Origin of the sequence: Allopontixanthobacter sp., assembly GCF_034376665.1 — a bacterium.
In the GTDB taxonomy this organism is placed as follows: domain Bacteria; phylum Pseudomonadota; class Alphaproteobacteria; order Sphingomonadales; family Sphingomonadaceae; genus Allopontixanthobacter.
On record NZ_JAXMJI010000093.1, the window covers coordinates 1 to 20,675 of the forward strand.

The window sequence follows — 20,675 nt, forward strand, 5'->3', positions numbered from 1 at the left end:
CTACCCGGCCCGACAGCCCGCATCACACCGACCAGGCGACCATGTACATCCAGCACCGGCTGAAGCCGGTCCATTTCTGGCGCGTTGATGCCGAAAGAAACGCGGTTAGTCGAAAAACCGTGACCCGCCGGTAAGCGCTGGTTAAACCGGTATCCAGGGAAACAATTCAACAATTCGGGAAATCTCATGCGTCTACGCTTTACCGCCGTCAGTCTGCTCGCCCTTTCACTCGGCGCTTGCGCCACGGCTTCCATGGAGCCGGCAGCCGCTGTTCCGCCACCGGCTGAACAGGTCGCCGCGGCGGAGCCTGCGTCTGTTGAGGAACTGGTCGACGCGGTTTCGATCCCCTACGAACGCTTTACGCTCGATAATGGCCTGACGGTGCTGGTCCATACCGACCGCAAGGCGCCGGTCGTCGGTATTTCGGTCTGGTACGCGGTTGGTTCGAAGCATGAACCCGAAGGCAAGACCGGGTTTGCGCATCTTTTCGAACATCTGATGTTCAACGGGTCCGAAAACGCGCCGGGTGACTTCTTCGAACCGCTGCAGCAGGTCGGTGCGACCGACTTCAACGGCACCACCTGGTTCGACCGGACCAATTATTTCCAGACCGTGCCGACGGGTGCGCTCGACCGGGCGTTGATGCTCGAAAGCGACCGGATGGGCTATCTGCTCGGCGCAGTGACGCAGGAAAAGCTCGATAACCAGATTGGCGTGGTCCAGAACGAGAAGCGGCAGGGCGATAACCAGCCTTATGGCCTGACGGAATACGAACAGCTGGAAAATCTATATCCCTCCGGCCATCCCTATCACCACTCCACCATCGGTTCGATGGACGATCTGTCCAGCGCGACGCTCGACGATGTGAAACAGTGGTTCCGCGACCATTACGGCCCCAACAACGCGGTGCTGGCGCTGGCCGGTGATATCGATGTCGCGACGGCCAGGGACAAGGTCGGCAAATGGTTCGGTGCCATTCCCGCCGGCCCTGCGATCAAGCCGGTGGTGGCCCCCGTGCCGGATCTTCCCGCACCGCTCGCCAAGACCATTTACGACCGCATTGCCACCCCGCGGATTTACCGGATGTGGGCCGTTCCCGGGCTCGACAACCCCGATTATTTGCCGCTCACGATGGCCGGAACCGTACTCGGCGGTCTCGCCAGTTCGCGGCTCGACAACGCGCTGGTGCGCGAACAGCAACTCGCGGTAAGCGTCACCGCCCGGGCGGAAATTTTCGCCCAGGCCGGTCAGTTCGTCGTCTATGCCGATGCCAAGCCGGGCGTCGACGAAGCGACCATGGCCGCGGCTCTGGACGCCGAGATCGCCAAATTCCTCGCCGAAGGCCCGACGGCTGACGAATTGCAGCGCGCCACCACCAGCTACGCTGCGGGTCAGATTCGCGGGCTTGAACAAGTCGGCGGCTTCGGCGGCAAGGCACCCACGCTGGCCGAAGGATTGCTGTATCAAGGCGATCCGTCAGCTTACAAGGCTGCGCTCGACCGGGCCGCCGCGATGACCCCCGCGGAAGTCCGCGCCGTCACCTCCAAATGGCTGTCCCGCCCGGTGTTCTCGCTGACCGTGGAACCGGGTGACCGGAAGGAAGGCGGCGAAAACCGCGGGGGATACATCATCGCTCCCGAAGCGGGCGGAATGCAGCCCGCGTTCTACAACGGGCCCTTCGCGGCGCAATCACTGGCGGCGGCATCCGGCGCGGCGGCGGCAGAAGCCGACCGGTCGAAACTGCCCGATGTGGAAGAACTCAAGCCGCTCGATTTCCCCGACATCGAACGGGCCACCCTGTCGAACGGCATGGAAGTGTATTTTGCACGGCGGGACGCGGTTCCCGTGGTCAATGTCGAGATCGAGTTCGACGCCGGTTTTGCCGCGGACCCCAAGCAGCGCCTCGGCCTGCAGTCGATGATGCTGCAGATGATGGACGAAGGCACAACCACGCTCGATTCCACCGAACTGGCAATTGCCAAGGAACGGCTGGGTGCCGCGCTTTATGCCAACGCCAGTGCCGACAAGACCACGGTGGGCCTGGCGGCGATGGAACCCAATCTGGCGGCGTCGCTTGAGCTGATGGCGGATTATGTGCGCAACCCGGCCTTCGCGCCCATGGAGCTGGAGCGTGTGCGCACCCAGCAACTTACGCGGATCAAGAATGAGCTCAACAATCCGGGTGCGATCGGTCAGCGGGCCCTTGCGCCAGTGTTGTTCGGGACCGATCACCCCTACGGTATTCCGCCCAGCGGAACCGGTGATCCGGCCGTGGTCAGCACCATAACTCGCGAAGAACTGGGCGATTTCCACCGGGTCTGGATCCGGCCCGACATGGCCAAGGTGTTCATCGTGGGCGATACCAGCCTGGCGGAAGCGGTGAAAATGCTGGAGGCGAGCTTCGGGGATTGGCAGGCACCGGGCGTGCCCGCTCCGACCAAGGATTTCAGCGCCCCAATCCCGCCGCAGACTTCGCGGATCATCCTGATCAATCGGCCAAACTCGCCGCAATCCGTCATACTGGCGGGCCGCGTCCTGCAGGCCAAGGGCACGGAGGATCTGCTGATACTGGATTCGGCGAACGAAGTTTTCGGCGGCAGTTTCCTCAGCCGGATCAATATGAATTTGCGTGAGACGAAGGGCTGGTCCTACGGCGTGCGCAGCATCCTGAACCAGCCGATCGACCGGACGAGCCTGTTGATCTATGCCCCCGTCCAGGCGGACCGGACCGGCGATTCCATTGCGGAATTGCGCAAGGATCTGGCTGCATACACCGGCGGCAATGGGGTCACGGCGCAAGAGCTTGAAAGGATGATCAACGGCAACGTCCGCCAATTGCCCGGCCAGTTCGAAACATCGCGCGCAGTCCTTGGGGGTATCCAGTCAATCGTCAATTTCGGCCGACCGGACAACTATTACGAGACCCTGGCGGACCGCTATGCCAATCTCACCGCTGAGCAAATCGATGCCGAGGCGAAGGCCAATCTGCTCGGCGATGATCTGGTGTTCGTGATCGTCGGCGATGCGGCGATCATTTCGCCGCAACTCGATCAGCTGGGCGTGCCGGTCGAAACCCGCGAGGCGGCTGGAAACTGACCTACCCTATTCCACCCACAAACAAGGAGAGAACGAATGTCTGTTGCAGGAACCTATGATTGCGTAACCAAAAGCCCGATGGGCGACCAGAAAAGCACCTTCACCGTCGTGCCCGGCGATGACGGCACCACCTTCACCGGCACCAACCAGGGCGCGATGGGCAGCATGGATGTCGTCGACGGCAAGATCGACGGCAATAAACTGACCTGGAAAATGAACATGACCGTGCCGATGCCAATGACGCTCGATTGCGACGCCACGATCGACGGCGACCAGCTGGTCGGCAACGTCAATGCAGGCGCATTCGGTTCGATGGCGATGACCGGCGAACGCAAAGGCTGAGTCTTGGACTCCCGAGATAGAATGGGCCGCTGGAGGGAACTCCGGCGGCCCTTTTCGTTGCGGTGAACGATGAACCTGGGTCCGGAATTGGACTTTAACTGCCGATCACTGAGTGTCTGAAAGGTTGTGGGGAAAAGTCATTCAAGCAACGGTGGAGGAGCGTCATCCTTTGGCTGATACGCGCGGCGAGATGAAACTATGCGGACAATTAGGCTTATGATCAGGGGCACGATCAACCCCACCAGCCCCAACATTATCATTTGGTTGGCCGCGTAGACAAAAGCGCCGCATGATGACGGGACGTCGAAGCCAAAGGGGGGTGCGTCAGTGTTAGAGATACCGAGAAGCGGGCATACGACCTCTAATCCGTCGGGCCACTGAACGAAGATGAAGTATAAAGTTATTGTCAGATACGCGGCAGCACAAAAGGCCAAGATGCTATTGGCAGCCCTGGACCTTAGTATTTGCTCTCTTCCGAACACCGCCGTTATGACCCAGTAAATGGCGAATGTTATCGCCACTACGCTGTGCATCGCAAACCAGTCACTTCGTAAGGACGAAACCGCCAGAGCTCGATCGTAACTGTCCAGTCCTTCCATAGCCGCGACGATCTGCGGCATAAAAGTTAGGTGCGCAGTTGCAACGATAGCTAACGGCGCAACAGTAATGCCAACGCCCAATGTCGCTGCCTTGAGCCGGTTTGTAAGCGCGGGCATAATCCCCCCTTGGTGCGAACCTTGGTGCGAACAATTCGTCGAGCAGATAGAGCCGTTTCAGAAAGCGTCCGCAGTGTCTTCGTGTCCGGACAGACCGCTCTTGTCAGAATTGCCCTCGTAGCCGACTTTACCTGAGCTCCGGCAGCGCAGGGCTTACCCCAATTTCGCTTTCAGCAGTTCATTGACCACGCCGGGATTGGCCTTGCCCTGCATCGCCTTCATGGTCTGCCCCACGAAGAAGCCGAACAATTTGTCCTTGCCGCTGCGGTATTCGGCGACCTTGTCCGGATTGGCGGCGAGGATTTTGTCGATTTCGGCCTCGATTGCGCCGGTGTCGGACTGCTGCTTCAACCCTTCGGTTTCGGCGATTTCCGCCGGTTCGCGGCCGGTTTTGAGGACGATTTCGTAAATTTCCTTGGCCTGCCCGCCCGATACAATGTTGGCGCTGACCATCTGCAGGATCGCGGCGTTGGCGGCGGCGGTGTTGTGTTCCAGCTTTGCCTCGTCCCCCAGCGACTTGATCACACCTGGCGCGACCGAAAGGGTCCAGTTGGCAACCTGCGTGGCAACTTCGGCTTCCGGCTTTCCGGCCTGGCGCGCGGTTTCCGCCAGCAAGGTCTCGAACCGGGCGAAGGTCTCGACCTCCGCCGTCAGCTGCGCTGCATTGTAATCGGTCATGCCCAGTTCGCCGGTATAGCGCAGGCGCTTCGCATCGGGGAGTTCCGGCAGCGAAGCGCGACATACCTCCAGGAATGCATCCTCGAGCAGCAGCGGCAACAGGTCGGGATCGGGGAAGTAGCGGTAATCATGCGCGTCTTCCTTGCTGCGCATGGAGCGTGTTTCGTTCCTGTCCGGATCATACAGGCGGGTTTCCTGCACCACAGTGCCGCCGTCCTCGATCAGATCGACCTGACGGCGCGCTTCCTGTTCGATCACCGCCATGACGAAGCGCACCGAATTGACGTTCTTCGTCTCGGTCCGCGTGCCCAGTTCGGGATCGCCGACCTTGCGGACCGATACGTTCACGTCCGCCCGCATGGAACCTTCTTCCATATTGCCGTCGCACGATCCGACATACCGCAGGATCGAACGCAGCTTGCGGACATAGGCACCGGCCTCCGCTGGCGAAGTCATGTGCGGCATGGACACGATTTCCATCAACGCCACGCCGCAGCGGTTCAAATCGACATAGGACATGCTCGGATGTTGATCGTGCATCAGTTTTCCCGCATCCTGTTCGATATGGATGCGTTCGATCCCGATGATCTTGTCTTCCGGAATTCCGGCCTTCTCGTCCTTCGCGATCAGCAGCTGCCCCTCGCCCACGATCGGGTGGTAGAGCTGCGAAATCTGGTAGCCCTGCGGAAGATCGGCGTAGAAATAATTCTTCCGGTCGAACCGCGAATATTTGTTGATCTGCGCCTCTATCGCCATGCCGGTGCGCACCGCCTGACGGATGCATTCGGCATTGGGCACCGGCAGCATTCCGGGCATCGCCGCGTCGATCAGGCTGACCTGCGCATTGGGCTCCGCCCCGAAAGTGGTGCTGGCGCTGGAAAACAGCTTGGATTTCGATGTGACCTGCGCATGGACTTCAAGGCCGATCACGACCTCCCACTCGCCGCTCATGCCCTGGATGCGGTAATTGCTCATCTTCTGTACCCCGTCATCCCAGCGAAAGCTGGGATCGCTGTAACCACTGTCGGAGCTTGCTGCTCCCGATCCCGGCTTGCGCCGGGATGACGATTATTACCACCACTTCTCCGGCCTGGCGGTAAACCCGGCGCGTTCCTCGATCGCGAGGCCTGCGTTGAGCACGCCCTGTTCGTCAAACGCGCGGCCCACGATCTGGAGGCCCAGCGGCAGTCCTTCCGAATTCACCCCGCATGGCACGCTCATCGCTGGCAGCCCCGCCAGCGAAGCAGGCACCGCGAACACGTCGTTGAGATACATCGCCAGCGGATCGTCGCTCTTCTCGCCCAGGCCAAAGCTGGCAGTGGGCGTCGTCGGGGCGAGGATCACGTCGCATTCCTGGAAGGCATTTGCGAAGTCCTGCGCCACCAGAGTGCGGATTTTCTGCGCCTGTGTGTAATAGGCGTCGTAGAAGCCTGCGCTGAGCACATAGGTGCCGATCAGCACGCGGCGTTTCACCTCGTCCCCGAAACCGGCCGCGCGGGTGGCGGCGTACATATCCTGGAGGCCCGAACCCTCAGGCAAATCGCGCAAGCCGTACCGCACCCCGTCGTACCGCGCGAGGTTGGAGGAAGCCTCAGCAGGGGCGATAATGTAATAGGCGGGCAGCGCATATTTGGTGTGCGGCAGGCTGATATCGACCACCTCCGCGCCCGCATCCTTCAGCCAGGCAATCCCGTCATCCCAGCTCTTGAGGATTTCAGCGTCGGTGCCGTCCATCCGGTATTCGCGCGGAATGCCGACTTTCTTGCCCCTGAGGTCCGAATTGAGACTCCCTTCCCAATCGGGAACCGGCAGATCGAGGCTGGTCGCATCCTTCGGATCGAACCCCGCCATCGCGCCGAGCATGATCGCGCAATCGCGTACGTCATGCGCCATCGAGCCTGCCTGATCGAGGCTGGAGGCAAAGGCGACCACGCCCCAGCGCGAACAGCGGCCATAGGTCGGCTTGATCCCGGTAATGCCGGTAAATGCGGCAGGCTGGCGGATCGAACCGCCCGTATCGGTGCCGGTCGCCGCCGGGGCAAGCCGCGCGGACACCGCTGTGGAACTGCCTCCCGACGAGCCGCCGGGGCTCATCTGCGCGTTGGAGCCACCGCTGCGCTTCCACGGGCTGATGACATTGCCGAAATAGCTGGTTTCGTTAGACGAACCCATTGCGAACTGGTCAAGATTGAGCTTGCCCAGCATCCCCGCACCCGCAGCCCACAGATTGCTGGACACGGTACTTTCATACTGGGGCACGAAGCCTTCCAGAATGTGGCTGGCCGCCGTGGTCTGGACGCCGTGGGTGGCGAACAAATCCTTCATCCCGATGGGGACGCCCGCCATGCTGCCGAGCGGCTTGCCTGCCGCACGGTCGGCATCGACCTTGTCCGCCGCCTCCAGCGCCTTTTCCGGCGTGGTCACGATGAAGGCATTGAGCGCGGATGCCGCGGCGACATTGGCGTTGAAGCCTTCCGCCACTTCGCGCGCGGTGAAATCACCCTGCGCCACGCCTGCACGGATCGCGGCAACGCCCAGATCGGTAATATTGGTCATTATTCGATCACCTTGGGCACGCCGAAGAACCCGTGTTCGCGCGCGGGCGCATTGGCCAGAATATCGTCGCGCCGGTCGCCGCCGGTCAGCGGGTCGGCATTGACCACATCTTCGCGCAGCCGCAGTGTGTTGGGGATCACCGCAGTCATCGGCTCCACCCCGCTGCAATCGACCTCGCCCAATTGCTCCACCCAGCTGAGGATGTTGTTCAATTCAGGCACCATCCGCTCCAGCTCCGCATCACCCATTCGGATGCGCGCCAGCGAGGCGATTTTCGCGACAATTTGCTTATCTACAGACATGGGCCTGCGTTAGCGGCGGCGAGGCGCAGCTTCAAGCGGGCATTGCACGGTGAAAACCTATTCGAACGGAGCGCCCAAGGGTTTGCCGTCGATATAAATCTGCTGACCTGTGAACGGCCTGACTTCGACCCTTGAGTCTGCTTTAACACTTACGTTAGAGTCTTCGGCCCCCGCGATGTCGACAGGCGACGCCATTTCTTCTTCCGACACAGTGAAATCCTTGTCGGCCAAGTCGATTTGGAAGAGCGTGTAGGCATAATTCTCCACCCGCGCCAGCCGCCGCTTATCCCCCTCGCCCGGTCCCAGATCGATTACAACACATGGAGAATGGCAGGCCCATTGCGTGCCGAGAACCGCCTTCTGCGCCCTCTCCCTCAAAGCAGGGTCGGTGAAGTCCATCCGCAGATTCGCCAACCGCTTCGCCTTGTCATCGGGCGCAGAGAAATAACGTTCGGGGCGTTCCTTTTGCGCCAAGGCTTCGGCAGCCAGGGTTTTGACCTCGGCACGGTCCGACCGTGCGAGTACGCGCAGCGCCTTGCGCCCGCCCTCTCCGAAGTCCCATCGCAGGGCGGCGTAGTCGAAATCGTCGACGCTGACCTTACCCGCCTCCAGCCGCGCAATCTGGTTTCGGGCGGAGATGGCTCCAAAATCGAACAGCGGCAAGGCCACGATCAGTGCAAGCAGACAGCCGACCACAGCCAGATGCAGGTTGGCACGGCGCAAGGCGTCGTGCCACCCGGCCTTCCGGCCCCTCGCCACCGCCACCACATAGGCGAGGCCGTAGGCGCAGGCGAAACCGATCGCGATCAAGCCCCAGATGCGTTCCGGCGAGAGCCCGTGCTGCGCCACCCTGGTGCCCATCGATACTGCGGCGAAAACCGTCAGCGGCAAAATGCCCAGCGCCAGGATCAGCGCAGTGACCCGCATGATCCGCGATCGGGTCATCTCGCTCTCATCATCGCGAATGATCGCGTTGGTAAGGACAAAGGCACCGAATGCGCAGGCGAGCAGGATCGGCGTCGCGCTGCGGGTCGCCTGCCACAGAACCTCCGGTCCCGACAGGACCATCGCGGCCAGAAACAGCACCAGCGCCGCAGCGAGCGGGACCGCGAGCAGGGAAAGCACGAGCAGCACGACCGACTGCAACGTGCCGAGAATTCTAAGCTGGTTGCGCAGAGTACCCAGCGCCGCGCCGAAGGTCAGCCCGGAATAGGTCCAGCCGAACCATTCCTCGTCGATCAGATCCTTGAGCAGATCGATCTGCAGCAGGCGAAACAATTCGGACAGGACCGCAATCAGCGCCCACGACAAACCCACGAAGGCGAGCGCGCCTGCGCCGCTGACGATATCCGTCCAGACGTGGAAATGTGTGTCGCGATAGGGCGTCCTGAAACGAAGCCGGTGAAATCCCGCCTGGAACAGCGGCACCGAAAGGGTGATCGCAACCACCCCGGCCCCGAATGCCAGTTCGTCGGTGGCCGCCCAATCGTTCGGATCGACGGCTTGCCATGCCAGACCGGCCATCACCAGACCGGCAACCAAGGCAGCGATGAGAGGCTGAAACCAGCGGTCCCGGTCGATCGTGAACGCCGCAAAAATGCCGGAGAAGAATACAAATGCGGCCAGCGCCATGCGCGCGCGGCTTTGCTCGTTCCCGTCGGCAATCAGATAGACCAGCAGACCGGCCGCGCCCAGCAATGCGCCCAGCACCCAGGGACGCAGCGACCAGTCGCTATCGAATTGAACCGGCGGAGCCTGCGTATCGGAGGTCATGCCGCTTTGTCTGCCCATTGTTCACCAAGGGCAATACGCACGGCGTGCTTATACCCTATGGCTGCGGAGGCGCCGGTGCAGCGCCGGGTGCACCTTGCTGCTGCTGTTGCTGCTGGATCATCTGCTGCATCTGCTGCATTTCGGCCATGCGCGCCTGGAAATCCTGCAGCGACATGAAATCGATCAGTTCCACGTCGAATACCAGGTCGCTGTTTGCCGGGATCACTTCCTCGCCGGTTTGCGGATTGGCCTTGCTTTCCTCGCCGTAGCCCTTTTCCGAAGGGATCGTCAGGACATAGGTTCCGCCCTTCTGCATTTTCATCGCGCCTTCCCGGAAGCCGGGGATCATCCCTTCAAGCGGGAGCGGCGTTTGCTGGCCTTCGTCGAACACGGTGCCATCTGCGAGCTTGCCGGTGTAATTCACCAGAACCACATCGGTGGCTGCGGGATTGGGACCGGTGCCCGCGGTCACCGTATCGACCGAAACGCCTGCCGGGACTGCTGAGTAGGCGATGCCAGCGCCGATCAGGATTACCGCAACGACGCCCAGCCACAGTTTGGTCAACGACCCTTTGGCGATCGGATGAAGTGGGACGCGGGTAATCTCGGTCATGAAGGGTCCTGTCCGGTAAATGGCCTGTTTTGTAAATGGCACGCACAAAGCAAAAAGGGCACGGAATGCACCGTGCCCTGATGGCTGATCATCGTATCGGGTTCAAGCAGGAAGTCCCGGTCGCAACGAATGGATCCCCGCCTGCGCGAGGATGACACCAGTGGTGTCACTTGATCCCGTCACGCTCCATCCGCTTGCGTTCCAGCTTGCGGGCGCGGCGCACGGCAGCAGCCTTTTCCCGGGCGCGCTTTTCCGATGGCTTTTCATAGTGCCGGCGCAGCTTCATTTCGCGATACACGCCTTCACGCTGCAGCTTCTTCTTGAGCGCGCGTAGGGCCTGGTCGACATTGTTATCGCGAACCATGATCTGCATAAATTCAAACACCTCACAGCAAAGGTACAGAGCCCGCGTCAGGGCGGGGATGCGCCTACAGCTAACCATTAGAAATTGTGCCGAATCCTGCCCGGACCGGCTCGAACTGTGGCGCGCCTAGCGAATCGCAGGCGTTTTGGCAAGCGTTTGAAGTCGTATCGTCGTTAAATGCCGCCACTCGCGCGGCATGGAAGACCGCGGATGACGAATGGCGATTGTGCGTCTAAGGGACGGGCCATGACTTCAATTTCTTCAATAGGTCCATGGGCCGCGACCGTCAACGTAGCGGCGGGCGGCGCGGTGGGTGCGGTGCTACGCTATCAGCTTGGCCGGACGATGACCCGCTTCCTCGGCCCGCAGACGATGACCGCGTTCCCCTGGGCGACGCTGACCGTCAATGTGCTCGGCGGGATCGCGATGGGTGTGCTGGCGGGCTATCTCGCGCGCAGCGGTGCCGGGGGCGAACAGTGGCGCCTGCTGCTCGGCGTCGGGCTGCTCGGCGGGTTCACCACCTTTTCCTCCTTCAGCCTGGAACTGATGCTGCTGATCGAGCGGGGCCAGCCGGCTGCGGCACTATCCTATGCACTGATTTCCGTCATTGCCAGCCTCGCCGGGCTGTATCTCGGCCTGATCATCATGAGGATTGCAGCATGAGCGCCGCCAAGGTCCCGCCCTCCGGCAATGCCGGGACATCAGCCGAGGTTCGCCAGTTTACCATTGGCCGCGACGACGACGGGGCGCGGCTCGACCGGTGGTTCAAACGGCATCTTCCGCAAATCGGCTTCGCAACGGTTTCGCGCTGGGCACGGACCGGGCAAATCCGCATCGACGGCAAGCGCGTAAAGGTCGACGACCGGATTGCCGCAGGCCAGGTGCTCCGTGTGCCGCCGGGCGGGGATACGCCCGACCGCGGACCGAACCAGCGGCGCGTTCTGACCGAAGACGAAATCGCCGAAGCGGACGCAATGGTCATCACGCAGGACCGCGCGGCCATCGTGCTCAACAAACCGCCGGGTCTCGCCACGCAAGGCGGCACCGGAACGCTGCGCCATGTGGACGGCCTGCTGGATGCTTTTGCGGAATCCGGCCCGAGACCGCGGCTCGTCCACCGGCTCGACAAGGACACCAGCGGCGTGCTTCTGATCGCGCGAACGCCGGGCAGCGCGGCGTTCTTCTCCACGCGTTTTTCCGGCCGTACGGCGAAGAAAGTCTATTGGGCGCTGATCGTCGGCGTGCCCGACGTCTATGAAGGCCAGATCGACGCGCCCCTGTCCAAGCAGCCGGGCACCGGCGGCGAGAAAATGCATGTCGACGAGGAAGGCGGCCAGAAGGCGAGCACCCGTTACCGCGTGATCGAACGCGCCGGAAACAGCGCCTGCTGGGTGGAACTCCAACCGCTGACCGGGCGGACTCACCAGCTGCGCGTGCATATGGCAGCGATCGGCCACCCGATCGTCGGCGACGGAAAATACGGCGGGCAGGACGCGTTTCTGACGGGCAGTATCAGCCGCAAGCTCCACCTCCATGCCCGGCGGCTGGTGATCGACCATCCGGACGGCACACCGCTGGATGTCACCGCCGACCTTCCGCCCCATTTTGCCGCCAGCATGGACCAGATGGGCTTCGACCTCACGCTGAGCGACGCCCTGCCGAGTGACGAGCCTACCCCGATGTCGCGCGACCAGAAAAAGCAGTCGGCGCGTCAGCATTCCAAACAGATCCGCAAGGAACGCCGCGGCGAGCGGCGCGAACGGATCGCGGGCGGGCGCAATGAAAAGGACGGAATTGCCAAGGGCCGGCCCAAGAGCGGCATCAAGGCTGCACCCGCCAAGCGCGGCCCGACCAAGGGCAAGGGTTCGCCCAAACCGGTCGCGAAAGCCGGTCCCAGGCCCGGCGCACCAAAGCGGGGCGGCCCCGCAAAAAAAGGGCGCTAGGATGCGGGCGACAGCGGCATGAGTATCCGGCTGGCGGTGTTCGACTGTGACGGAACGCTGGTGGATGGGCAGGCGAGCATCTGCGAGGCAATGGATTGCGGCTTCGCCTCGGCAGGCCTTCCCCCGCCCGATCACCATCTGGTGCGCCGGATCGTCGGGCTCAGCCTGCCGCAGGCGGTCCGGGTCCTCGCGCCCGATGCCTGTGCCTCCGATCAGGTGCAAATCGTCGAGGGATACAAGCAGGCCTTCCGCGACAGCCGCACCGAGGGCCGGTTGGAGGAGCCGCTGTTTGCCGGCATTGCCGAACTGATCGTCGATCTGCGGGAACGCGGCTGGCTGCTGGCGGTGGCGACCGGCAAATCGGATCGCGGACTGCAAAGCTGCCTTGCCGCACATGGCATCATTGACCATTTCATCTCCTTGCAGACCGCGGACCGGCATCCATCGAAACCAAATCCGGCAATGCTGGAGGCCGCGATGGCCGATGCATCCGTGCGGCCGCAGGACACCGTGATGATCGGCGACACCAGTTTCGACATCGACATGGCGCAGGCGGTCCGGGTACGCGCCATCGGCGTGGATTGGGGCTATCACACGTCAGCAGAACTGACTGCAGCAGGCGCGCAGGCGGTGGCTATCTCGGCGCAGAATTTGGGAGAATTGCTGCGATGAACGACGATGTTGCCCGAAACCGCTGGTTGATCCTGAACCTTGCGCGCATTCTCGGCGTGGCGCTGGTGGTCACCGGTCTGCTGGTGACGCAGGGTACCATCGACTGGCCGGTGGAGGTCGGATATGCGCTTATCGCCATCGGGATTGTCGACGCATTCGTTGCCCCCCAGTTTCTCGCCCGGCGCTGGCGGAGCCCGCCCGAGTGAAGCGGTTTTACCGTGAGGTCACCGTCGAGCAACTGGAGCGGGGCTTTGCCGTCCGGTTGGACGGGCGCCACATCAAAACCGCTGCGGGGGTGCCGCAGATAGTGCCCAGCCGCGCACTGGCCGCCGCGCTCGCTGCCGAGTGGGATGAACAAGGCGAGGACCTCGACCCTGGCCGGTTCCACTTCCGCGATCTGGCCGATTATGCAATCGACATTGTGGGTCCGGATCGCGGCACCGCCCTGAATAAATTGCTCGCCTTCGCGGAAACCGACACGCTGTGTTACCGGGCCGATCCCGAGGAAGCGCTCTATCGTCGGCAGTTGGAGGTGTGGGAGCCGCTGCTGGCGGCGTTCGAAAGCGCAGAAAATGTGAGGTTCGAGCGCGTGAGCGGGATCATTCACCGGTCCCAGCCGCCACAAACGCTTGCGGCGCTGCGTGCCCGTCTTGCGGCATTGGACAACTTCACTCTCGCGGGTCTGCAGACCTGCGCCTCGCTCGCCGCATCGCTGTGCATCGCCATGGCCGTGTTGCAGCCGGATGCCGAGGTGGAGGCCTTGTGGAACGCAGCAAATCTGGAAGAACTGTGGCAGGCGGAATTATGGGGCCATGACGCAGAAGCCCAGACGCGGCTGGCGCTGCGAACCCTTGAATTCCGCCGCGGTGCCGAATTCCTCCGACTGGTCTCGAACTAGCTCAGCCCACCCAGTCCGCGACTTGTCCGGCAACGTCATTGGCTGCCGTATTCATCGCGGCGCCAACCGGACCGGCCTCCGCCGCTACGCCCGGCACGATGCTTTCGAACCGCCGGGTCCGGACCTGATCGCCGGCTCCGCTGCGGATCGCATCGAAGCGGACGATTACGGATTGGCTGCGGGCGTCATAGCCGAATTCGCGCAATGTGCCGCGCACTGTGTCGGTTGGCATTGCGGCGACCTCGGCGGTGTCCACCACAATTCGCCCGGACCGTGTGCGGATCGTTTCCCCCAGCAGGCGGCGGAACAGCCGGGCAGGCTGTTCGACCCAGTAAGCGTCTTTCAGATAGGCGATATTGGCATCGTCGATCTGCACCGGGAGGCGCTGGACCTCCAGCTTCGCGGGCGCTTCCAGTTCCATGACCATGATCGCTCCGCTCATGGTGCCGTTCGGGCCGGCACCCGCCGGACTCACATTTGTCGGGGTCAGCGTCAGCAGGCTCGGCGGAGGCTCGGCGCCAAGGCTGATGCAGCCCGCCAGCGACAGGGAAAGCGCGGCTAGGAACAGACCAGTCGCTGCCCTGCCCGGCCGAAATTTGAGTCCATCGCATATGGGCTGGGTATCGCACATAGGCTGGGCCTTCCTGTTGTGAATGTCAGAATTCATTCTTCATATTCCGGAAGCTTGGGGCCGCCGAGTATGGACGTTGCGCCCTGCGTTTCGATCTTCTCGGTCACCTTGCGGAGCGCCTTGCTGGTCGCCTGCAATTCACGCAAGGTCGCCTCGGCTGCGGGCAGCGTGGTTTCCGAGAGCTGCTTCGTAATCGGCCGCGTGTCCTCCAACGTATCGGAAAGGGACTGCGCCGCGTTGCTGGCCGAGCCGAGCGTTTTGCGCAATTCCACGGCCAGGGATTGGCCTTCCTTGTTCAGCAATTGGTCGGTTGAACCCATCACTTTCTCGAAGGCGTCGAGCGCTTCGGACGATTCGCGCAATGTTACCTGCAATTCCGCGAGTGTCCGCTGAACCTGCGGGGCGGCCTCGGCAAATTGCGCGGTCATCTCGTTGGTGTTGCGCAATATGCCCGCGATCTGGTTCTGGTTGTCGTCCGACAGCACCGCCGTCAGCCGTTCAGTCAGGGTTGCCAGCCGTTCCAGAAGCAGCGGCGCGTTGGCGAGCAATTCGCCCAGTCCGCCGGGCTTGGGCGGAATGACCGGCACGCCTTCGGGACAGGCTGTGGTTTCGCAGGTAATCGGCGGTGCGCCCTTGCGGGCACCGTCCAGCATTATTGTCGAGACACCGGTGAAGGACCCTTGAATGGTCGCGGTTGTGCCGACCAGAATGGGCACCGTTTCGTTGACCTTGATCCGCACGCGGACATATCCGGGATCGGATTCCCACAGGCGTATCTCGGTCACCTGACCTACGGGAACACCGGCAAACGACACTTCCGACCCGCGCGCGAGGCCGGAAACCGACTGTTTGAACAGGATGTCGTAATCATTCTGGCTTTCGCCGCTGATCCGCGAGAGCCAGACGATACCCAATGCCAGCGCGGCGATCAGCAGCAGGGTTACCGCACCGACCCAGACATGATTTGCGCGTGTTTCCATTGCGTGTCCCTATGCCCTTGAGAATGGATCATTGTCCATCATGTTGTCCGCGCCGCCTGCGCAGTTTCAGCAGACTTGGCCACTGCTCCCTGCGCGGCGCGGCCGCGCGGACCGTTGAAATATTCCTGGATCCAGGGATGATCCGTCGCCAGCAGCTCCGGGATGGTGCCCACGGCAATCACCCGCTTATCCGCCAGCACCGCAACCCGGTCGCAAATGGCATAGAGCGTATCCAGATCGTGGGTGATCAGAAACACGGTCAGCCCCAGCGTTTGTTGCAGTTCGCGAGTCAGGCGATCGAATTTGTCGGCTCCGATCGGGTCGAGCCCGGCGGTCGGTTCGTCCAGAAACAGCAGTTCGGGATCGAGCGCCAGTGCGCGGGCAAGGCCGGCGCGCTTGCGCATCCCGCCGGACAGTTCGGAGGGATACTTATCGACTGCGTCCTCCGGCAGACCGGACAGGATGACCTTGTAGCGGGCGATTTCGTTGAGCAGTTGCGCGCTGATTTCGGGATAGAACTGCTTGATCGGCACCTGCACGTTTTCGCCCACCGTGAGGGTGGAAAACAGCGCGCCTCCCTGGAACAGCACACCCCAGCGATTGCGGGCGCGGATGTCCTCGTCGGATTCAGCTTCGGTGATCGACCGGCCGAACACGTCGATGTCTCCTTCATCGGGACGCTGCAGCCCGATGATCGACCGCATCAGCACGGATTTGCCGGTGCCGGAGCCGCCAACCACGCCCAGGATTTCCCCATTACGGACCTTCAGGTCCAGATTGTCGTGCACCGTTTGCTCGCCGAACCGGTTGACCAGACCTTCGACCACAATAGGAAATTCCCCGCGGAACCGTTCGTGACGGCCGAGAGCCCTTGGTTCTTCTTCGTTCATGCCCAGCCAATCTCGGTAAAGAACACTGCGAAGAAGGCATCAAGCACGATCACCATGAAAATCGCCTGGACCACGGCCTTGGTCGTGCGCAGGCCGACCTGTTCGGAATTTCCGGACACCTGCATACCCTGGTAGCAGCCGGCAACCGCCACGATCAGCCCGAACACCGGCGCTTTGATCATCCCGACATAGAGATCGTACATCGGCACAACTTCCTGAATCCGCGACAGGAATGTGAAGAAAGGAATGTCCAGCGAGATGCTCGCGATGAAGGCCCCGCCGATTATGCCCATGCAGGCGGCGTAGAAACCCAGCAATGGCAGCATCAGCACCGCGGCCAGGATTCGCGGGATGACCAGCGCCTCGATCGGGGAAATGCCGATCGTGCGCATCGCATCGACCTCCTCGGTCAGCTTCATCGTCCCGATCTGCGCGGCGAAGGCCGACCCCGACCGGCCGGCGACCATGATCGCGGTCATCAGCACACCCAATTCGCGCAGGGTGAGCCGCCCGGTCAGGTTGATCGTGTAGATTTCCGCGCCGAATTGCTGAAGCTGCACCGCGCCCTGCTGGGCCACCACGATACCGATCAGGAAACTCATCAGGCCGATGATCCCGAGTGCGCTTACTCCGACCAGTTCCAATTGATGCACGAAGGCCTTGACCCGGAAACGGCCGGGATGGCGCAGGAGCGAGCCGAAACCGGCAATAACCTCCCCAAGAAATCCCACCAGGCCGAAAACACCAACGCCGAAGTCGACCACTCCTTCGCCGATGGCGCGCGGAACACGGGTCATCAACCCTTCTCGCGGAGCGCGGACGGCCGCCGCGTCCGCGCTGTCACCCAGCGCCTTGATCAGGCGCTCGGCACGGCTGCTGGCACCGACAATGCGCGCATTGTGCCGCTCGGATAGCTGGCGGGCGGTCCACGCCCCTACCGTGTCGATTTCGGTAACGCCCGACAGATCGATCTCGTCCGGCGAAGTGGCGATCTTGCGCAGTCTGCGGTCAACCAGCCCGATGGTGGAGATCAAATAGGGGCCGGTCAACACCAGGCGGGGCGGCCCATCGCCGCTTTCGTCCAGGTGAAACTCTGCCGGTGAAGTGGCCGATGAACTCATAAGCGGCAGCTATGATGGCAAAAATCCGCTTCGACAAGCAGCTTGCTGTCGATTGCGGTGATCCAACCGCGCTCATCATCGTTGCTTCCGGTCGGCCTCGCTGGCAAAGGCAGCGGCGATATGACCAGCGAACTTTCAAAGACCTTCGACCCGGCCGCAATCGAACAGCGGTGGTATCAGCATTGGGAAGATAATGGCCTGTTCCGGCCCGATCGCCCGGATGCGGAAGCCTATACCATCGTCAACCCGCCGCCTAATGTGACCGGATCGCTGCATATCGGGCATGCGCTGGACAACACGTTGCAGGACATCATGATCCGCTACGAACGGCTGCGCGGCAAGGATGCGCTGTGGGTGGTCGGCACCGACCACGCCGGGATCGCGACGCAAATGGTGGTGGAACGCCAGCTTGAAGCCGCGCAGGACAAGCGGACCAATTACAGCCGCGAGGATTTTATCGCCAAGGTCTGGCAATGGAAGGAAGAAAGCGGCGGGACAATCACCCGCCAGCTGCGGCGGCTGGGCTGTTCGATGGACTGGTCGCGCGAGCAGTTCACCATGGATCCGCATTTTTCGGACGCGGTGATGAAGGTCTTCGTCGATCTGTATAATGACGGGCTGATTTACCGCGACAAACGGCTGGTCAATTGGGACCCCAAGCTCAAGACCGCGATCTCCGATCTCGAGGTGGAAACGCAGGAGATCAAGGGCAGTTTCTGGCATTTCCGCTATCCTCTGGCGGATGGTGTGAAGCTGGCCAATGGCCGCGATTACATCCAGGTTGCGACCACTCGGCCTGAAACCATGCTGGCGGACATGGCGGTGGCGGTGCATCCCACGGACGAACGTTATGCCAGCGTGGTCGGAAAATTCGTCACCCTGCCGATCACCGGGCGGCGCATCCCGATCCTGGCCGACGAACACGCCGATCCCGAACTCGGCAGCGGCGCGGTGAAGATCACTCCGGGCCATGATTTCAACGATTTCGAGGTGGGCAAGCGGGCGGGCTTCGCACCGGGCGAAATGCTCAACATGCTCGATGCGGAGGCCAATGTCTCCCAGACCTCCGACGGGCTGATTCCGGACGAATTCCTAGGTCTCCACCGGTTCCGCAAGGACAAGGTGGACGGCGCGCGCGAATTGGTGGTGCAGCGGCTGAAGGAACAGGGCTTCCTGATCCCCCACGTCACCGAACAGGACGGAGAGCGCACCGAACACGACGCGGAACCGCGCACGATCCAGACCCCGTTCGGCGACCGCGGCGGCGTGGTGATCGAACCCTGGCTGACCGACCAATGGTATGTCGATGCAGCGCAGCTGGCGAAAAAGCCGATCGAGGCGGTCAAGAGCGGCGAAGTCGAGATCGTCCCGAAAAGCTGGGAAAAGACCTTCTTCAACTGGATGGAGAATATCCAGCCATGGTGCGTATCGCGCCAGCTGTGGTGGGGGCACCGGATTCCGGCGTGGTTCAATGCGGACGGGGAAATCTTCGTCGCCTTGACCGAAGAAGCTGCGCAAGCGAAAGCTGACCCCGATGCAGTCCTGACACGCGACAACGACGTCCTCGACACATGGTTCTCCTCCGCGTTGTGGCCTTTCGCCACGCTCGGCTGGCCGAACGATCCTCCCCAGCATGGGGTGGGGGACCATGCGCAGCATGGTGGAGGGGCAGGTTCGGTTGGGCGCGAGGTGCCCCTCCACCTCCCTTCGGGCGGTCCCCCTCCCCGTTCCGGGGAGGATTTGCTCGCCAAACATTACCCCAACAATCTGCTCATTTCCGGCTTCGACATCCTGTTTTTCTGGGATGCGCGGATGATGATGATGGGGCGGCATCTGACGGGACAGAACCCGTGGCCGCGGCTTTATCTGCACGGGCTGGTGCGCGCGGCCGACGGGCAGAAAATGTCCAAATCCAAGGGCAATGTGGTCGATCCGCTCGGCCTGATCGAGCAATATGGCGCGGACGCGCTGCGGTTCTTCATGGCGGCGATGGAAAGCCAGGGCCGCGACATCAAGATGGACGACCGGCGGGTCGAGGGATACCGCAACTTCGCCACCAAATTGTGGAACGCTACCCGGTTCTGCCAAGCCAATGGCATCGCCGCCTCGACCACGCTGGAAGCCCCGGCAGCCACCAGCGCGGTCAACCGCTGGATCATCGGCGAGGTGGTCGAAACGCAGGCGAAACTCGATCAGGCGCTGGCCGATCTGCGCTTCGATACGGCGGCGGGCACCATCTATCACTTCGTATGGGACAATTTCTGCGACTGGTACATCGAACTCATCAAACCCGGCTTGGGGGCAAATTTCGACGCGGAAACCAAGGCGGTTGCCGGATGGGTGCTCGACCAGATCCTGGTCATGCTCCACCCCTTCATGCCGTTCGTGACCGAGGAATTGTGGAGCAAGCAGGGCGACCGGGCGGATTATCCGCTGATTACCGCGAAATGGCCGGAACCCCGCGCGAAAGTGGATGCAGCGGCGAAAGCCGAAGTCGAATGGCTGATCGCGCTCACCAGCGCAATGAGGGCCGCCAAGAACGAACTCGGCATTCCGCCGGGCACAAAGCTGGAAGCCTATCTGGCGGACCCGTCGGACGCGGCAAAAACCGTAATCGCGGGCAACCAGTCAGCGATCGAACGCATTGCCCGGATCAGCGCGGTCCATTTCGAAGCAGCGCCCGATGGCGCGGCGATGCAGATCGGCGTCGGCGCAGACAGTTTCGTGGTTCCGCTGGCAGGGCTGGTCGATATCGAGGCCGAGAAGTCCCGCCTGACCAAGGCACTGGAAGTGTCCGCCAAGGAAGCGAAGTCACTCGAAGGGCGCCTATCCAACGCCAATTTCGTTGATCGCGCAAAACCCGAAGCGGTCGAGAAGGCCAAGGCCGACTTCGCGCATCACAGCGCGGAGGTCGAGCGGTTGACGGCGGCGCTGGAGCGGTTGGGGTGATGATCCTCCCCAAACTGGGGAGGGGGACCATGCGCAGCATGGTGGAGGGGCACACTCCCAAAATGTGCCCCCTCCACCCCCCTTCGGGCGGTCCCCCTCCCCGTTCCGGGGAGGATTTCATGTTAACCCTCGCCGCCACGTCCCCGGGGGA

18 protein-coding genes are annotated in these 20,675 nt (G+C 62.2%); 8 read left to right on the plus strand and 10 right to left on the minus strand.

What is annotated here, in order from left to right:
* The first annotated feature begins 186 nt into the window (after positions 1-186).
* Entirely contained in the window at positions 187-3,096 is a 2,910-nt protein-coding gene (locus U0988_RS10030) for a pitrilysin family protein (RefSeq protein ID WP_322292483.1), read from the plus strand.
* Positions 3,097-3,132: 36 nt separating this feature from the next.
* A complete protein-coding gene (locus tag U0988_RS10035) occupies positions 3,133-3,438 on the plus strand; it encodes a hypothetical protein (protein WP_322292484.1) in 306 nt (101 codons plus the stop codon).
* A gap of 869 nt (positions 3,439-4,307) precedes the next feature.
* Here the strand turns inward: U0988_RS10035 and gatB are convergent.
* From gatB to rpsU, 6 genes are all read right to left on the minus strand, one after another.
* Positions 4,308-5,807 (minus strand): Asp-tRNA(Asn)/Glu-tRNA(Gln) amidotransferase subunit GatB, encoded by a 1,500-nt coding sequence (gene gatB / locus U0988_RS10040; RefSeq protein WP_322292485.1) that lies wholly within the window; start codon positions 5,805-5,807, stop codon positions 4,308-4,310.
* Between the two features lie 96 nt (positions 5,808-5,903).
* Complete coding sequence (gene gatA / locus U0988_RS10045) at positions 5,904-7,388, minus strand: Asp-tRNA(Asn)/Glu-tRNA(Gln) amidotransferase subunit GatA (RefSeq protein ID WP_322292486.1); 1,485 nt, start codon at positions 7,386-7,388, stop codon at positions 5,904-5,906.
* Positions 7,388-7,690, minus strand: coding sequence for an Asp-tRNA(Asn)/Glu-tRNA(Gln) amidotransferase subunit GatC (gene gatC, locus U0988_RS10050; protein WP_322292487.1), 303 nt, complete (start codon positions 7,688-7,690; stop codon positions 7,388-7,390). Before gatC ends, gatA begins: the two co-directional genes overlap by 1 nt.
* Before the next feature lie 57 nt (positions 7,691-7,747).
* Entirely contained in the window at positions 7,748-9,463 is a 1,716-nt protein-coding gene (locus U0988_RS10055; protein WP_322292488.1) for a DUF4153 domain-containing protein, read from the minus strand.
* Between the two features lie 55 nt (positions 9,464-9,518).
* Positions 9,519-10,076 (minus strand): FKBP-type peptidyl-prolyl cis-trans isomerase, encoded by a 558-nt coding sequence (locus tag U0988_RS10060; RefSeq protein WP_322292489.1) that lies wholly within the window; start codon positions 10,074-10,076, stop codon positions 9,519-9,521.
* Between the two features lie 166 nt (positions 10,077-10,242).
* Positions 10,243-10,449 (minus strand): 30S ribosomal protein S21, encoded by a 207-nt coding sequence (gene rpsU, locus U0988_RS10065; protein ID WP_006834591.1) that lies wholly within the window; start codon positions 10,447-10,449, stop codon positions 10,243-10,245.
* Positions 10,450-10,686: 237 nt separating this feature from the next.
* Here rpsU and crcB point away from each other — a divergent pair, with 237 nt between their 5' ends.
* Genes crcB through U0988_RS10090 form a run of 5 tightly spaced genes read left to right on the plus strand, consistent with a single transcriptional unit; the run spans position 10,687 to position 13,953 of the window.
* Positions 10,687-11,103: a fluoride efflux transporter CrcB gene (gene crcB / locus U0988_RS10070; protein WP_322292490.1), complete on the plus strand. Its 417-nt coding sequence runs from the start codon at positions 10,687-10,689 to the stop codon at positions 11,101-11,103.
* A complete protein-coding gene (locus U0988_RS10075; RefSeq protein WP_322292491.1) occupies positions 11,100-12,383 on the plus strand; it encodes an RluA family pseudouridine synthase in 1,284 nt (427 codons plus the stop codon). Before crcB ends, U0988_RS10075 begins: the two co-directional genes overlap by 4 nt.
* An 18-nt stretch (positions 12,384-12,401) precedes the next feature.
* Positions 12,402-13,055 (plus strand): HAD-IA family hydrolase, encoded by a 654-nt coding sequence (locus U0988_RS10080; protein ID WP_322292492.1) that lies wholly within the window; start codon positions 12,402-12,404, stop codon positions 13,053-13,055.
* Positions 13,052-13,261 carry a hypothetical protein gene (locus U0988_RS10085; protein ID WP_322292493.1) on the plus strand — a complete coding sequence of 70 codons (210 nt, stop codon included), beginning with the start codon at positions 13,052-13,054 and terminating at the stop codon, positions 13,259-13,261. Before U0988_RS10080 ends, U0988_RS10085 begins: the two co-directional genes overlap by 4 nt.
* Entirely contained in the window at positions 13,258-13,953 is a 696-nt protein-coding gene (locus U0988_RS10090) for an ATP12 family chaperone protein (protein ID WP_322292494.1), read from the plus strand. The genes U0988_RS10085 and U0988_RS10090 overlap by 4 nt, the downstream gene beginning before the upstream one ends.
* Before the next feature lies 1 nt (position 13,954).
* Here U0988_RS10090 and U0988_RS10095 read toward each other — a convergent pair whose 3' ends face one another.
* The 4 genes from U0988_RS10095 to U0988_RS10110 are packed head-to-tail and all read right to left on the minus strand — an operon-like array spanning position 13,955 to position 17,575.
* Positions 13,955-14,584 (minus strand): ABC-type transport auxiliary lipoprotein family protein, encoded by a 630-nt coding sequence (locus U0988_RS10095; RefSeq protein ID WP_322292495.1) that lies wholly within the window; start codon positions 14,582-14,584, stop codon positions 13,955-13,957.
* 32 nt (positions 14,585-14,616) lie between these two features.
* Positions 14,617-15,564 carry an MlaD family protein gene (locus tag U0988_RS10100; protein WP_322292496.1) on the minus strand — a complete coding sequence of 316 codons (948 nt, stop codon included), beginning with the start codon at positions 15,562-15,564 and terminating at the stop codon, positions 14,617-14,619.
* Positions 15,565-15,602: 38 nt separating this feature from the next.
* Positions 15,603-16,454 carry an ABC transporter ATP-binding protein gene (locus U0988_RS10105; RefSeq protein ID WP_322292497.1) on the minus strand — a complete coding sequence of 284 codons (852 nt, stop codon included), beginning with the start codon at positions 16,452-16,454 and terminating at the stop codon, positions 15,603-15,605.
* The gene (locus tag U0988_RS10110; protein WP_322292498.1) at positions 16,451-17,575 is read right to left on the minus strand and encodes an ABC transporter permease; all 1,125 of its coding nucleotides are present in this window, start codon (positions 17,573-17,575) and stop codon (positions 16,451-16,453) included. Before U0988_RS10110 ends, U0988_RS10105 begins: the two co-directional genes overlap by 4 nt.
* Before the next feature lie 120 nt (positions 17,576-17,695).
* On the opposite strand from U0988_RS10110, the gene U0988_RS10115 reads away from it, so the two are divergent.
* Positions 17,696-20,524 carry a valine--tRNA ligase gene (locus U0988_RS10115; RefSeq protein ID WP_322292499.1) on the plus strand — a complete coding sequence of 943 codons (2,829 nt, stop codon included), beginning with the start codon at positions 17,696-17,698 and terminating at the stop codon, positions 20,522-20,524.
* Positions 20,525-20,675 lie beyond the last annotated feature (151 nt).

Excerpts from the sequence above, each read along its gene's own strand:
- U0988_RS10110 (WP_322292498.1), bottom strand. The coding sequence starts at position 17,575 with ATGAGTTCATCGGCCACTTCACCGGCAGAGTTTCACCTGGACGAAAGC.
- rpsU (WP_006834591.1), bottom strand. The coding sequence starts at position 10,449 with ATGCAGATCATGGTTCGCGATAACAATGTCGACCAGGCCCTACGCGCG.
- crcB (WP_322292490.1), top strand. The coding sequence starts at position 10,687 with ATGACTTCAATTTCTTCAATAGGTCCATGGGCCGCGACCGTCAACGTA.
- gatB (WP_322292485.1), bottom strand. The coding sequence starts at position 5,807 with ATGAGCAATTACCGCATCCAGGGCATGAGCGGCGAGTGGGAGGTCGTG.
- U0988_RS10105 (WP_322292497.1), bottom strand. The coding sequence starts at position 16,454 with ATGAACGAAGAAGAACCAAGGGCTCTCGGCCGTCACGAACGGTTCCGC.
- U0988_RS10030 (WP_322292483.1), top strand. The coding sequence starts at position 187 with ATGCGTCTACGCTTTACCGCCGTCAGTCTGCTCGCCCTTTCACTCGGC.
- U0988_RS10115 (WP_322292499.1), top strand. The coding sequence starts at position 17,696 with ATGACCAGCGAACTTTCAAAGACCTTCGACCCGGCCGCAATCGAACAG.
- U0988_RS10060 (WP_322292489.1), bottom strand. The coding sequence starts at position 10,076 with ATGACCGAGATTACCCGCGTCCCACTTCATCCGATCGCCAAAGGGTCG.
- gatA (WP_322292486.1), bottom strand. The coding sequence starts at position 7,388 with ATGACCAATATTACCGATCTGGGCGTTGCCGCGATCCGTGCAGGCGTG.
- U0988_RS10085 (WP_322292493.1), top strand. The coding sequence starts at position 13,052 with ATGAACGACGATGTTGCCCGAAACCGCTGGTTGATCCTGAACCTTGCG.
- U0988_RS10075 (WP_322292491.1), top strand. The coding sequence starts at position 11,100 with ATGAGCGCCGCCAAGGTCCCGCCCTCCGGCAATGCCGGGACATCAGCC.
- U0988_RS10095 (WP_322292495.1), bottom strand. The coding sequence starts at position 14,584 with ATGTGCGATACCCAGCCCATATGCGATGGACTCAAATTTCGGCCGGGC.
- U0988_RS10080 (WP_322292492.1), top strand. The coding sequence starts at position 12,402 with ATGAGTATCCGGCTGGCGGTGTTCGACTGTGACGGAACGCTGGTGGAT.
- U0988_RS10100 (WP_322292496.1), bottom strand. The coding sequence starts at position 15,564 with ATGGAAACACGCGCAAATCATGTCTGGGTCGGTGCGGTAACCCTGCTG.
- gatC (WP_322292487.1), bottom strand. The coding sequence starts at position 7,690 with ATGTCTGTAGATAAGCAAATTGTCGCGAAAATCGCCTCGCTGGCGCGC.
- U0988_RS10035 (WP_322292484.1), top strand. The coding sequence starts at position 3,133 with ATGTCTGTTGCAGGAACCTATGATTGCGTAACCAAAAGCCCGATGGGC.
- U0988_RS10055 (WP_322292488.1), bottom strand. The coding sequence starts at position 9,463 with ATGACCTCCGATACGCAGGCTCCGCCGGTTCAATTCGATAGCGACTGG.